Genomic DNA, 13,641 nt, shown 5'->3' with positions numbered 1-13,641 from the left:
AACCGGCAGCGTACGCAGGCTGCGGGGAATGTTTGGACTTCCGGCCGCTGTTAGGTTTGGATTTCCTGATCTAAACCGCTCTTCGCGGTAGAAATCCAAACCTAGCTTATGCTTACGTAGCCAGCTTTCCTTTGGAAAGCTTTCAGGCGGACGCATTCGCTCCTCCAGCTCCAAACATCCCCTCCGCCGCTTTTGCCTCTAGGTAGTTCTTTAGTTCAGCTTATATATTTTTTATTCCCCGGACATGATCTTGCGGATCGTTTCCAGCGGCGCTTTGGGCCTTCTGTCGTAAGTGAGCAGCCCGTTGATTTCCTGTTCCACATCGGTCAGCTGGGTGTAGCAATAACCTTGGATGACCGGTGATGAGAACATCGGGTCCACCACCGCCTTGAGCCTGCTCAGGAAATCCTCCTCGTTCTCCGCACCGGAATACCCCCAGCCCTCCCACTCGCTTTTCTTGAAGGCAATACCGCCGAACTCCGAGACAAGAATAGGCTGTCCCTCATAGGAAGCTCCGCCGACAAAAATTCTGCGGTTCGCCGGCATGGCGGTTACAGCCGACTCCGCCGTGGCATACCTCTGCTCCAGCACCTCCCGGCGGCTCTCATAGTCATGGATCGTAACGAGGTCTGTCGTCATATGCTCCCAGCCGTCGTTATACACAACAGGTCTCATTTCATCGAGTGATTTGGTCAAATGATACATGGCCAGTCCGTGCTGCTGCTGGCGTTTATCAACCTGAACATTCGGAATCCCCCAGCTCTCATTTAACGGAACCCAGGTCACAATGCTCGGATGGTTATAGTCGCGTTCGAGGATCTCCTGCCATTCTTTGGTGAACCGGCGGACATACGTCTCAGAGAACTCATAGGCATTGGCCGCCTCACTCCATACCAGCAGGCCGAGCTTGTCACACCAGTACAGGAACCGGGGGTCTTCCGTCTTCTGGTGTTTGCGTACTCCATTAAAGCCCATTTCCTTGGCCAGTTCAATATCGCGTTTCAGGTCTCCGTCGGAAGGTGCGGTTAAAATACCGTCAGGAAAATACCCCTGATCCAGCACCAGCCTCTGGTAATACGGGCGGTTATTCAGGCACAGCCTGCCGTCCTCGACCGATACCTTGCGCATACCGAAATAAGCATCCACGACATCGATTACCTCTTCATCGCGGACAAGCTGAAATTGAATATCATAAAGGTTAGGATGTTCAGGACTCCACAGACGTCCAAGACCATGATCCGTAAAATCACCCAATCCGATCGTCCGCAATTGTTCTGCATTTATAATTGTATATTGATCATCAGCTACCCGCACACCGTTATAGGTGATCTTTATGCGAAGCTTCAGCTTGTCTGCAGGCTGAAATCCCTCAAGGATTGTACGGATGCGGATTTCATTGCGGTCAATATCAGGAGTAATCATCGTTTTGCCCAAATGCACTGCAGACAGCGGTTCGATCCAGACACTCTGCCAGATCCCGGTTGTACGGGTATAAAAGATCGAGGCAGACTGTTCCAGCCAGTATTGCTTGCCGCGGGGCAACGTTACGTCACGGCTGAAATCCTCCGCACGCAGCACAATCGTGTTGCTTCCCGGAACCAGCGAAGAAGTGATCTCAGCCTGAAAAGGGGTATGTCCGCCTTCATGCATGACAACCAGCTGTCCGTTCACCCAGACCTTGGCCAGATAATCAACGGCGCCGAAATGAAGGACAATGCGCTTGCCGTTCCAGGCCTCCGGAATTTCAAGAGTCCTTCTATACCACACCACGTCATGAAAAGATGGATCTCCGATGCCGCTCAGCCTGCTCTGAAACGCAAAGGGCACTTGAATGGTCCGTGCAGACAATGCAGGCGCATCTGCCAGGTACCAGCGTTCTTCTTCACCGGCACATTCGTCATCAAAACAGAAATCCCATGCTCCGTTTAAGCTTAGCCAATCTTTACGGACAAAATCGGGTCTTGGATATTCCGGACGGGGAATGGATGTATTTCCTGCTTCTGTCATCAAGATGCACTTCACTCCTATTTGTTATTTTCGTTTTATTACAATATTATTGTTTATTAATTCGTACATTAAGTATAATAACCAATATTATTAACGCTTTCAAATCATATTTGTGTATGTTTTTTCTTAAAATTCACTAACGAACCATAGATGATTGCTCATTTTTACATGAATATATACAGAACTTTGGAATCGCAATGAAGAATTATTTATTACAATATTTTTGTAACAAACAACAAGAAGCTTCGAGCTATTAAATAATGTTCTGTCATTCACTTCCCTTACTCACCGGAGGAATTCTTCTTCCAGCCTTCCACTGTCCGGTTTCCCCCGGTGCGACAAACTTCACATTGTCCGGTAGAAAAAATAGGCCTTTTGTGATAGACTCTCTTATAACAAAGCTGGCTGCCTCCTCCAGCAGGATCATCCAGCTTTGTTTACTACAACGCCTTGTTTTTTATAGAAACGGCTCCGCCCTCCTTCTGCAATCCGAAGCTGGACCCCGTTCTTTCTATAAACCGCAGATACGCATATTTCGGGATTGCAATGCGTTAATGCGACACTATATTCGTTCTGCAATTTTTTAGACTACCAAACATTCAGGAGGGAATTTTCATTATGGCAGCCAAGAAAATGCGTTCAGACATGATTAAAAAAGGCTTTGACCGGGCTCCGCACCGCAGTCTGCTGCGTGCAGCCGGAGTAAAAGAGGAGGATTTCGGCAAACCGTTCATCGCGGTCTGCAACTCCTATATTGATATTGTACCGGGTCATGTGCATCTGCAGGAATTCGGCAAAATCGTCAAGGAAGCCATCCGCGAAGCTGGCGGTGTGCCGTTTGAATTTAACACGATCGGTGTAGACGATGGAATCGCCATGGGCCACATCGGTATGCGTTACTCCCTGCCAAGCCGCGAGATCATCGCCGATGCCCTGGAAACCGTTGTTTCCGCGCACTGGTTCGACGGCATGGTCTGCATTCCCAACTGTGATAAAATCACCCCGGGCATGATGATGGGCGCCCTGCGCGTCAACATCCCGACTATCTTCGTCAGCGGCGGACCTATGAAGGCCGGCGTAGACAGCAAAGGCAAAAAACTTTCCCTTACTTCTGTATTCGAAGGCGTAGGCGCGCATCAGGTCGGCAAGATCAATGATGCTGAACTCCTGGAATTGGAACAATTCGGCTGTCCTACCTGCGGCTCCTGCTCCGGTATGTTTACCGCGAACTCCATGAACTGTCTGGCCGAAGCTATGGGCCTCGCCCTTCCAGGCAACGGCACGATCCTGGCCGTAGCGGAAGAACGCAGAGACTTCGTCCGCAAATCAGCGACGCAGCTGATGGAGCTGATCAAGCTGGATCTGAAGCCGCGTGACATCGTAACCAAGGAATCGCTGGACAACGCTTTTGCCCTTGATATGGCAATGGGCGGCTCCACAAACACCGTGCTTCATACACTGGCACTGGCTCAGGAAGCTGAAATCGACTATCCGCTGGAACGTATCAACGAAGTAGCTAACCGGGTACCTTATCTGGCCAAGCTCGCTCCTGCCTCCGATATCTTCATTGAAGACGTAGACCGTGCAGGCGGAGTAAGCGCCGTCCTGAACGAGCTGCTCAAGAAACCGGGTGCCATCTTCGGCGACTGCATGACCGTTACCGGCAAGACACTGGCCGAGAACGTCCGCGGGCACGAGATTCTGGACACGACCGTTATCCATCCGCTGGACAAGCCGTACTCCGAGGTTGGCGGTTTGGCTGTGCTGTACGGTAATCTCGCTCCGGAAGGCTCTATCATCAAGGTCGGTGCAGTTGACGCCTCAGTAGGCGGCTATCATAAAGGCCCTGCCATCTGCTTCGATTCGCAGGAAACCGCACTGGAAGGCATCGCGAACGGCAAGGTTAAAGAAGGCCATGTCGTAGTTATCCGTTACGAAGGTCCGAAGGGCGGACCCGGCATGCCGGAAATGCTCGCTCCTACTTCCCAGATCGTCGGTATGGGTCTTGGCGCCAAAGTCGGCCTGATCACTGACGGACGTTTCTCCGGCGCATCCCGCGGGATCAGCATCGGCCACATCTCGCCGGAAGCAGCAGAAGGCGGCCCGATTGCTTTCGTTGAAGACGGTGACATCATCGAGCTGGACCTTAACAACCGCAAGATTGAGCTGCTAGTCGACGAAGAAACACTGGCTACCCGCCGCGCCGGCTGGAAAGGCTTCGAACCGAAGGTTAAAAAAGGTTACCTGGCACGCTATTCCGCGCTCGTAACCAATGCAAGTAAAGGCGGCGTGCTGAAGATCTAATTTTTCTGACTTCGCATATGAAGAGTCCCGGACGCGTAATGCGTCCGGGACTCTTTTTAGTTTGCCCACCTGAAATTACAAAAGCGGCAGCAAGCGAGAGATTAAGTTCTAAACTAGTGACAAGGTCATCTTACCGTCTGGTAAACGAGGCCTATGGCCCCAGATTCAAAGGTCTTGTTTTCGATTAGCTTAAGATTGATCTTCTCCTTGAGACCTTGGAATAACGGCAATCCCTTACCGATCAGGACGGGAGAAACCGTAATTTTATACTCATCAATTAAATCAAGCTGCATAAGGTGGTGTGCGAACCTAGGACTGCCGAGGATAACCATATCCTTGCCAGGCTGCTGTTTGAGGTTCTTGATCTCTTCCTCGACATCTTCTTTCACCAACCTGGAATTGTTCCATTCGACTTTCTCCAACTTCGTGGAAAAAACGATTTTAGCAGTCTTTTCGATCCATTCGGCATGATCCCGTTCATGCTGCGAAGATGATGGATCCGAAGGCACAGATGGCCAATAACTGTACATCATCTGATAAGTCCCACGTCCCCAAATGACAGTGTCGGCAGTACTCAGAATTTCTTTCGCGTGTTTCTCCAAATCAGCATCGTAGGAAACCCAGGCAATGTCCATTTCACCATTCGGCCCTTCTACAAAACCGTCAAGCGATGCGTGCAGAAATAGTACGAGTTTTCTCATTTTCAGTTCTCCTTTCTTTAGTTGAATAGATAAGGCTCGTCCCTCTGGTCTGCTTTGGACATCTTTCGCCATACCTTCCTTAGATGAGTTGAATATGTTAAGAGGTTGAAGGATAAATTTTTTCGCCTTTCTCAAGCATCTGGATGAACTGCCGGATCCGCTTCTCTCGGGTTTCTATTTTTTTAGCGTTGTGGATTCTAAATATGATTGCGTATTTATTTTGTCTGTCAAGCGTATCGTAGAACGCCTTAGCCTGGGCATTGCGCTCCAACTCGATCGCGAAGTCCTCAGGCAGCGAGGCGATACTTTGAGATTCGTAGGCTTTATCCCAGTTCCCGTTCTTTTGGGCCGCTTCAATTGCCTTATATCCAGAAGTCTTCATTCGCCCGTTTGTAATCAGCTGTTCCGCTTTTTCTTTATTGACCTTCGACCAGATGCTCTTGGTCCCGCGCGGAGTGAACCGCTGCAGCCATGTTTTGTCATCTAACGCTTCTTTCTGACTGTCAACCCATCCGTAACATAAGGCAACCTCGAGCGCTTCGTTATATGAAATCGTAACGACGCCGGAATTTTTTTTCGCAATCTGTAATCGGATGCCGGGTGAGGTATAATTATCGTCGAGCCAACTCTCAAAAGACAGTGGATCGGCAAAGGACATAACCGGCAAGTCACTCGATTTTTTCACCACATGAATCGCCTCCTGATTCAAGTGTATACAATAATTGCTTACAATGACAGTCAGTGATTTTCGACCGGAGTTATTGGAACGAGGGCCACTTTTTATGATCGTGCTCGTTAACGTAATGAAACTACCCACTGTGCAGGTAGCTTCGTCTTAAATTTTAATTGAACTATCATTTACTCTTTGGCACTAATCTCTCTTTTACTTAATTTCTTAAATGCAGAGTAATCCTGATCGGACTTAATAAAACTTAATATTTTTTCGGCGCTTTCTGCTGGACTCAACACTTCAGTATTTACTTCAAGGTCATACTCATTAAAAGAATATATTATGTCGTATTGGGAATTTGCTAGTCCAATCATACGGTCACCTCGGATAAGCTCTCTTCTTGTGAGTTCTTCTTTCGAGCATACTACACCTACAAACAATATAGAATGATCGAAAAATAGATCAAGGAAATCATTAAACCGCTTGTCATTATCGTTTACGGTATCGACGATTACATTCAAACCCATCTCTGAAAACAATTTAATGGTTGCATAGTACACTGAGTTTATGGGATCAAAAAGTATGGGCCCGACATCTTCGACTTCTCTTGTAGGTTCAATATCCGGAAATTTAGCATCAATAAAATCATTGTAATTAACAAAAAAATCATCTATGGATAAATGATGAAAAGGAATCTCTTTCTGATTTTTCAGTTCCATAGAAATACTAGTCTTTCCCGAACTTGAAGTTCCGTTCAACAACACAATAAGCCCTTGGTTCAAATGAATCACCCTCACCTATAAGATAATACATCTATATTAAGATGAGCTGCACAGCCCTATCAACTCCTTTTGATCACTAACACCGCGCATAAAAAAGACAGAAGCTCAAGGAGCCTCTGTCCTGCATCTTTCTCTATATGGGGTTCAAGCAGTTATTAAATAATAATAGCATAGAGCTTTACTTATTGAAGTTAACTTATTGAAGTTAACTTATTGAAGTTAACTCATTGAAACTAACCTAATGGCGATGAATTAATAGCGTTATTTGAGGAGACTTCATAAACTCAGGCAGCTAGTTTACAACCGTTACTCCCGGCAGCTCAGCCTCCAGGGAAAGCTCCTCTTCGCGAATCCGTTCACGGCTCTTTACCTGTTTTTGAGGGCGCTGCTTGTTCATCTGGTCGAGCAGCTGCGATACCGGCATCAGCATCATCTTCGGCACGAGAACCTCGCTGCGGACTTTCAGCCGCGCTCCCCCTGCCGGATGAATAACACTCAGCAGGATGCTCAAATAGAACTTGGTCGAACGGGCAAACCAGCCGTCCGGCAGGTCAAGCACCATGAATCCGAATTTCTCCGGACCGCGGTTAAGCATGCTTACCCCGTACAGCGCCTTTGCTTCAGCCAGGTCAACATCTGCGGCAATTCTTTCAGCAAGAACCGGCAGATCCTTTTCCATACGGCGGATCATACGGATCGCAAGCTGTGCCGATGACCGCGAATGCACACCCAGTTCAAAGAGCTGCCTGTTATCGATGTGCAGCTCAATAATCTTGTCGCCTTTTACCAGACGTTCACCGTTATCCATCTGTACCGGATCCCCTTGATACTTGCGCAGCCGGTAATGCAGGAACGGATCCGCCGGAGCAATGGTCTTAATGCGGAACATAAACTGAAAACATTGCTCCCAGACCAGCCATAATCCGACGACCAGCCGTTTGCTGAAGGAGAGCTGCTGAATCGGTGAATTCTGCACCTGCTCTATCATTTCATCTACCCGGATGCTGCGCAGCCCCCGTTTTTTAGCCTCTTCCAGCATCCGCTCCAGTGCAATCAGCATATGCTCAGGAGCTTTGGGGTCCGCCCCGAGGGTTGTGCCGCAATCATGGAGCAGCATGACTTCACCCGGGCCCAGCTTGGTGAGCAGCTTTTCGGTCAGCCGTTCTGCGCCAAGCTTCTCTTTCCAGTCGCCGAACATGGCCGACCACAAGACGATCTGCACCTGACTGCGCTTGGAGAAGTCAAACAGGTTGACGATCCCCCAAGGCGGACGGTAATAGGTGCTCCGCTCGCCGGTAATACTGTAAATTATGTCACCAGTACGTTTAATTTGCTGCTTGACGGTTGCCGGCCGCATCAGCCAATTCGTCTTGTGCACATAATTATGAATACCGATGAGATGTCCCTCATCATACATACGCTTTATTATCTCCGGATTCTGCTCCGCATGGGCCCCAACGACAAAGAAGGTAGCCTTCGCATCATACTGTTTAAGAAGATCCAGCAATTGCGGTGTATAGCGCGGGTCCGGACCATCATCAAAGGTGAGGGCAAATTCGGTACGCCTGATGCCTTTGCGAAATACGCGATAGCCGAAAATCCTGCTGATCATTCCGGGAATGAAAGCATAGAAAGAAGAAATATAAAATAACCAGAGCAGCAAAGTCTGCATGTAAATTCCCCGCTTTTCCAGAGTTGACTTTGGCTCGTCTTACGTCTGCAAGCAGATATTAGGGTACGGCCAAGTAGTGTGAACGAAGTCTCGCGGTTTTTTAGCGGGCAGAAGTCCCACAAAAAACGTTACCCCCTATTTTAACACAGCTGCCAAAGAAAAAGACGCATTTTTATTAAAATCGTGTACAATGAATGGAAGGTAATTTTGTCATTTTCTCTAAAAAGAAACGCATTGATATGCAGCAACGTAAAAACAGCTAAATTATGCTATTTGAAAAAGGAGTCGTGTTCATCTATGCTGCCGCTGTACAAAAAATATTGGCGAACATTCTTCGATATCGGGCTGGTCGTGCTGACGGTGTATCTTGTGATGCTAGTTTTTAGCAAGCTGTACCAATTGGCTGCACCGGTATTCCTGTCTTTTTTTGTTTTCCTGCTGATCGAACCGCTGGCCCGGTTCCTGAACCGGAAGGGAATGGCCAAACCCTTCGCTTCAGCTATTTCCGTTCTGCTCTTCCTGATCATTCTGCTTGGCATTCTGTTCGGCGCCGGGCTGCTGATCGCCACACAGGCATTGCATTTTCAGGATAGTCTGCCGCGTTATACAGCAATCATGCAGCAGCATTTCACAGAAGCCACCACCTATCTCCAGCAGCAGATTGATGCCCTGCCGGCTGACCTGACCGACAAAATAAACGGCTATTTCACCGACGCCACCAATATTCTTTCCAAGTGGCTGATCGTTTTCTTTAAATATATGATCGGAGTGCTCGGTTCCTTCTCTTCGTTTATGGGGAATTTCGGTATCGCAATCATATTGGCGTTCTTCCTCAGCATGGAGATTAAGGACTGGCGTAAAATTGCCCATGACAAAATGCCCAAGACGTTCAAGACAGCTTACGCTTTTGTCCAGGGAAATGTATTTAAAGCGATCGGCTCCTATTTGAAGGCCCAGCTGATCCTGATCAGCATCACCTTCGTCATCGTCCTGGTCGGCCTGTTCATTCTTGGAACCGGGAATGAAATCACCATGGCGCTGGTCTGCGCGGTATTTGATGTGCTGCCGCTGCTGGGTGTATCCACGATCCTGATCCCCTGGATCGTCTATCTGTTCATCGTCGGCAACACTTCGCTTGCCATCGGCCTGTTAATACTGCTCGCGGTAGTGCTTATTGTCAGACAGCTGCTGGAACCGAAAATCACCGGTAATTCAATCGGTGTATCCTCTGCTTTTCTGATGCTTGCATTTGTGATTTTCTCCATGTCGGCCTTCGGCGTTGCCGGGCTGATTCTATCGCCTATCCTGCTCATTCTGATCAAAGAGCTGATCCAGCAGGGGTATTTGCAGCGCTGGATCTACCTGCCTCAGGAAGAATTCATTGTGTCACCGTTCGCTGCCTCTGAACCTTCGACTGCCGGAGGGGCAGTACCTGGTGATTCTCCCGCCGGGACTCAGGCACCGGAAGATTCGGACAGCAAATCAAAGATCTGACCGAATAGTTTAGTCGCGGCATGAGCGCTGCCGGGGGCTACATTCTCTACCGCAACAGAGACCGCATAGCGGGGATGGTCCACAGGGCCGTATCCGATAAACCACTGGTTATTGCGGGGCACCCCCTTCACCAGCGTCTGAGCAGTACCTGACTTGCCGGCTAACGGCCATTCACTAGTCTGCAGCCGCTTCCCAGTTCCTTCGGTGACTACCAGGCGCATCCATGAGAGCAGCAGTTTGGACGTGTCTGCCGAGACGGCTCCAGCACTGGCCGGAGCCAGATGTCCCGGCAGATTCTGCAGCGTCTGGCCGTTCTTGAACGCTACCCGCTGCAGAATCCGCGGCGCTCTAACCTCGCCGCCATGGAGCAGTGTAACGACCAGGTTCGCCGCCTGGAGCGGCGTCACGGTTACATCACGCTGCCCTATCGCCGTCTGCACTCTGGCCCCGCTGTCATCCGGGAGCAGCGTGCTGAAGATCGTACCCGGCTGCTCACCAGCCAGCGGCCGGAGCAGCGGCAGGCCCAGCGTATTCTCCGCCTGCCAGCCGATATCCCTGCCCAGGCCGAGCGCCAGCGCCGCCGCCTGAAGCTGAGCCCCGCTAAGCCGCTCGGCTAGCGTGGCAAAAACCGTATTACAGGACACGGCGAACCCTTGCGCCAGCGTAAGGGAGCCGTGTCCTTTGCTATGTGGACAGGACAGGCCGTATTTGCCGAATTGCCCGGAGCAATAGAACCTCTCCTCCGGCGAAGTCACCCCTGCCTCCAGGGCGGCAGCCGCGGTGACAATCTTAAAGATCGAGCCGGGCACTGCCGCCTGCAGCGCCCGGTTGTTCCATTCCCCGCCTTCAGGCGATATCTTCGCCGGATCGTAAAAAGGTAGCGACACCATGGCCTCGATATCCCCGGTTTGGCTGTCCAGCACCACAACCGCCCCTTCCTTTACCCCAGATTGCGCGGTCAGCCGCTCTATTCCCTCCTGAAGCCCTTTATCTATAGTGGTATAAACAGACAGCGGATAATACGGATTGCCCGGAGCTCTGACTTTGATTCCGCTGCCGGGAAGCTTGTTTCCGTGCGCATCCACCTGCGCATATGCCTCCGTATGGCCTACACCCTGCAGCAGCGGCTCAAGTGTCTTCTCCAGCCCGTCTGTTCCGGCCAAAGGGACTCTAAGCCCGGTGGGTGATTCCTTTGCTGCCGCCGCTGAAACCTCAGACAAATAGCCCAGCCACTGGCGGCCTGAAACAGCATTCCCGTATCTGCGGGTAAAAGGCAGTGCCCGGACCCCGTCGATGCCAAGCTTCTCCACTTCTTCAGCCTGCGCGGGAGACAGCGCCTTAGGCGTTTTGCCGCCGGAGACAGGCCATAGCAGCGGTTCCTTGAGCCCGGTGATCCGGCTCTGCAGCTCACCATAAGTAACATCCAGCACCGTGGCCAGGCGCTGCAAATCCTTACCGCTCGCCCCTCTCTCCCGCTCCTTCTGCGGAAAAAAAGCTGCGGTCCATATCGTCTCACCGGCAAGCGGCTTTCCGCTGCGGTCATAGAGGCGTCCCCGGCCGCTGTCGAGTATGGTTTCCCGTTCACTTTGTATTTCGGCCATCTGGGCCAGCGTGTACTCCGCTCCCGGAACCTCCCGGTCCTTCAGCAGCAATTGAACCCAGGCAAGCCTGATAATCAGTATCCCGATGAAAGCCGACATAATCACCAGGCCCCAGAATATGCGTTTATGAATAAGCTTATGCAATGCCATTCCTCCTGAATTTGCGGGTACCTATGCGGGTCAAGACTCATGGCATTTATTATGCCCACCTTACAGAATAATTACATGGATGCAATGCATGAATATAAAAAGCCGCCCTGTCCCAAAGGAAAGAGCGGCCAATATTCGTTAATCAGAGCTACATTCTAAATTTAGACAATCGTTCTTTAAGGATCAGTGAGGCATTCTCCAGCTTGGAGGACAGCTCAACCAGGTGATCACTTACATTCTGCTGCTCACCACTGAGCGAAGCAACCTCCTCGGAGGCTGCTGAGGATTCCTCTGCAAAGGAGCTGACATTGCTTATCGTCTCCGACAGCACCCTCTGTGACTGGTTCAATCCCTCAATGGAATCCGACACAGAATCAAGCTTGTTAATGAATCGGTCCATCTGTCCTTGTACAGACACGAAGATTTCACTCGTATCCTGTACAGAAGCCCTCTGCTCCCGGAAGAGCGGCGCCACTTCCGACAGTGCAGCTACGGTCTCATTCATATCCTTCATAATGGTATCGGTTATTTCGGCAACCATGGCGATGGAACGTTTGGACTGCTCGGCAAGCTGGCGGATTTCGTCCGCCACGACCATGAAGCCGCTGCCTGCTTCACCTGCCCGCGCAGCTTCAATTGTTGCGTTGAGTGATAATATATTGGTCTGCTGCGTAATGTTCTGCATGACCTCCAGAACCTTAATTACCGAGGAGGTCGTTTCCTTGAGCTCATTCACTTTCACAACAAGGCGGCCTGTCATCTCCCCTGTACTCTCCGTTCGGTCCAGCAGCCCCTGCAGCTTAACCATGCCTTCTTCACTGGATTGTCCAACACTATGCGCAGTACTGCTCATCTCATGAGCAGCGGCAATGACGCCACTCATCCGTCCGGAGATTTGCTCCGTCATTTCATTTCCCCGGTCTGCTTCCAGGGCTAAGCTGCCTGCGCCGCCGGCAATCTCCTCTGTTGCCGAGGCAATATCCTTTGCCGCTGAGGCAGTCTTGCGTGATGCGCTTCCCAGGGCATCCGCAGTCTCAAGCACTTCACGGGCTGTCTCATTCGTATGCACAACCAGCTCATTAATGCGTTCCATCATAATATTGAACGAACCGGACAACTGGCCGATCTCGTCCCGGGAAGTCACTTGGGTCCGCACCCGCAGATCTCCCTCGGCTCCATGAAACATCAGATTCTTAAGCCGGATCAGAGGACTTGAGACCATCCTTACCATCCAGAGACCGATTAGAACGGCAATAAGCGCTGCAGCAGCAACGGCAATGTACGTCGTATTCAGGATACGTCCTGCATCCTTCGTCAGATTCTCCGAAGGCACCACACCCAGCACTCTCCAGCCTGAACTAGCCAGTGTACCATACACCGCCAGAATTGATTTGCCTTCTTCATCCTTGGTTGGCAAAGAGCCTGTAGCTTGGCTTACCCCTTTGAACAGGGTTCCGCCCAGACGCAGATAAGAATCCGCCTCCTGATGCTGGGAAGTAGCAATCAACTCATCTTTGCTGGTCAGCAGCTGAATATAGGAATCCATCCCGAGACTGACCTTGCTGAGCTGGCCTTCCAGTTCTGTCGTCCGGATATCGCAAATCGCCACATAGTCCGCCTTGCCGGAATCAACGGATACCGATTGGGCGAAACGGACGACACCATCAGCCTCTCCCTGCTTCAAACCCTGAGTAATCCATAGACTCTGGGGCTTCTCCTGCAGCTGCTTAAACCAGTTGTTCTCCCGGATCCCCTTAATAAAAGCACTATCCGCAGCCCCTGCCGCAGAGGCAGAAAAACTCTCATTCCGGGGGACGAGATAAACCGCTTGTATATTACCCGCTGCTTCCAGCCAGTTGTCCAGTTCAGCCTGGATCCGGACGGCTTCGGCCTGGCGTTCCTCTTGGTCTGCACCGGATGCAGTACCGGACTCCACAGCCTGCCGAATAGTTTTGTTATAGAACAGCTCTCCCAGCCTGTCTTCAAAACGCAGCAAAATTACATCCAGCTTCTCTGCTGTCTGCTTCACCGTCTGCTCATTAGCTAACAGTGCATTGTTCTCAATTGTTTGTTTGGCTACGGAATAAGAAGTGTAGCCGAGTGACAGCACGATTCCCATCGTGGAAATAAAAAACACCAAAAAAAGCCGCATCCCTATCGACTTGGAGGGGCGCAGCCAGGTTAACCCTTTACTGTTTGTTCTTGATTTACTCAAAAAACTCACCGCCAGATCCACATTATTCCTGTAAGGGTTAATCCC

The 13,641-nt window shown here is 50.5% G+C and carries 9 protein-coding genes; 2 read left to right on the top strand and 7 right to left on the bottom strand.

The window, feature by feature from the left end:
* Positions 1-231: 231 nt before the first annotated feature.
* A complete protein-coding gene (locus QU597_RS08530; RefSeq protein ID WP_310833264.1) occupies positions 232-2,007 on the bottom strand; it encodes a glycoside hydrolase family 2 protein in 1,776 nt (591 codons plus the stop codon).
* 618 nt (positions 2,008-2,625) lie between these two features.
* Between QU597_RS08530 and ilvD the strand changes: the two genes are divergently transcribed.
* Positions 2,626-4,311, top strand: a complete 1,686-nt coding sequence (gene ilvD, locus QU597_RS08525) for a dihydroxy-acid dehydratase (protein ID WP_310832248.1) — start codon at positions 2,626-2,628, stop codon at positions 4,309-4,311.
* Between the two features lie 125 nt (positions 4,312-4,436).
* On the opposite strand, the gene QU597_RS08520 is transcribed toward ilvD, so the two are convergent.
* The 4 genes from QU597_RS08520 to QU597_RS08505 form a co-directional block, all read right to left on the bottom strand.
* Positions 4,437-5,012: a dihydrofolate reductase family protein gene (locus QU597_RS08520; RefSeq protein ID WP_310832247.1), complete on the bottom strand. Its 576-nt coding sequence runs from the start codon at positions 5,010-5,012 to the stop codon at positions 4,437-4,439.
* 97 nt (positions 5,013-5,109) lie between these two features.
* The gene (locus tag QU597_RS08515; protein WP_310832246.1) at positions 5,110-5,700 is read right to left on the bottom strand and encodes a YdeI/OmpD-associated family protein; all 591 of its coding nucleotides are present in this window, start codon (positions 5,698-5,700) and stop codon (positions 5,110-5,112) included.
* Between the two features lie 170 nt (positions 5,701-5,870).
* Positions 5,871-6,464, bottom strand: a complete 594-nt coding sequence (locus QU597_RS08510; protein ID WP_310832245.1) for a chloramphenicol phosphotransferase CPT family protein — start codon at positions 6,462-6,464, stop codon at positions 5,871-5,873.
* A gap of 292 nt (positions 6,465-6,756) precedes the next feature.
* Entirely contained in the window at positions 6,757-8,136 is a 1,380-nt protein-coding gene (locus QU597_RS08505; protein ID WP_310832244.1) for a polysaccharide deacetylase family protein, read from the bottom strand.
* A gap of 297 nt (positions 8,137-8,433) precedes the next feature.
* Here QU597_RS08505 and QU597_RS08500 point away from each other — a divergent pair, with 297 nt between their 5' ends.
* Complete coding sequence (locus QU597_RS08500) at positions 8,434-9,630, top strand: AI-2E family transporter (RefSeq protein WP_310832243.1); 1,197 nt, start codon at positions 8,434-8,436, stop codon at positions 9,628-9,630.
* On the opposite strand, the gene QU597_RS08495 is transcribed toward QU597_RS08500, so the two are convergent.
* Positions 9,591-11,375: a peptidoglycan D,D-transpeptidase FtsI family protein gene (locus QU597_RS08495; protein WP_310832242.1), complete on the bottom strand. Its 1,785-nt coding sequence runs from the start codon at positions 11,373-11,375 to the stop codon at positions 9,591-9,593. The two genes, QU597_RS08500 and QU597_RS08495, sit on opposite strands and share 40 nt — an antisense overlap.
* Positions 11,376-11,529: 154 nt before the next feature.
* Complete coding sequence (locus QU597_RS08490) at positions 11,530-13,596, bottom strand: methyl-accepting chemotaxis protein (RefSeq protein WP_310832241.1); 2,067 nt, start codon at positions 13,594-13,596, stop codon at positions 11,530-11,532.
* Positions 13,597-13,641 lie beyond the last annotated feature (45 nt).

The organism is Paenibacillus pedocola, from assembly GCF_031599675.1.
Taxonomy (GTDB): Bacteria; Bacillota; Bacilli; order Paenibacillales; family Paenibacillaceae; genus Paenibacillus_AQ; species Paenibacillus_AQ pedocola.
The sequence above is the reverse complement of the archived record's forward strand: the minus strand, read 5'-3'. Positions and strand labels throughout refer to the sequence as shown.

Excerpts from the sequence above, each read along its gene's own strand:
- QU597_RS08530 (WP_310833264.1), bottom strand. The coding sequence starts at position 2,007 with ATGACAGAAGCAGGAAATACATCCATTCCCCGTCCGGAATATCCAAGA.
- ilvD (WP_310832248.1), top strand. The coding sequence starts at position 2,626 with ATGGCAGCCAAGAAAATGCGTTCAGACATGATTAAAAAAGGCTTTGAC.
- QU597_RS08520 (WP_310832247.1), bottom strand. The coding sequence starts at position 5,012 with ATGAGAAAACTCGTACTATTTCTGCACGCATCGCTTGACGGTTTTGTA.
- QU597_RS08505 (WP_310832244.1), bottom strand. The coding sequence starts at position 8,136 with ATGCAGACTTTGCTGCTCTGGTTATTTTATATTTCTTCTTTCTATGCT.
- QU597_RS08500 (WP_310832243.1), top strand. The coding sequence starts at position 8,434 with ATGCTGCCGCTGTACAAAAAATATTGGCGAACATTCTTCGATATCGGG.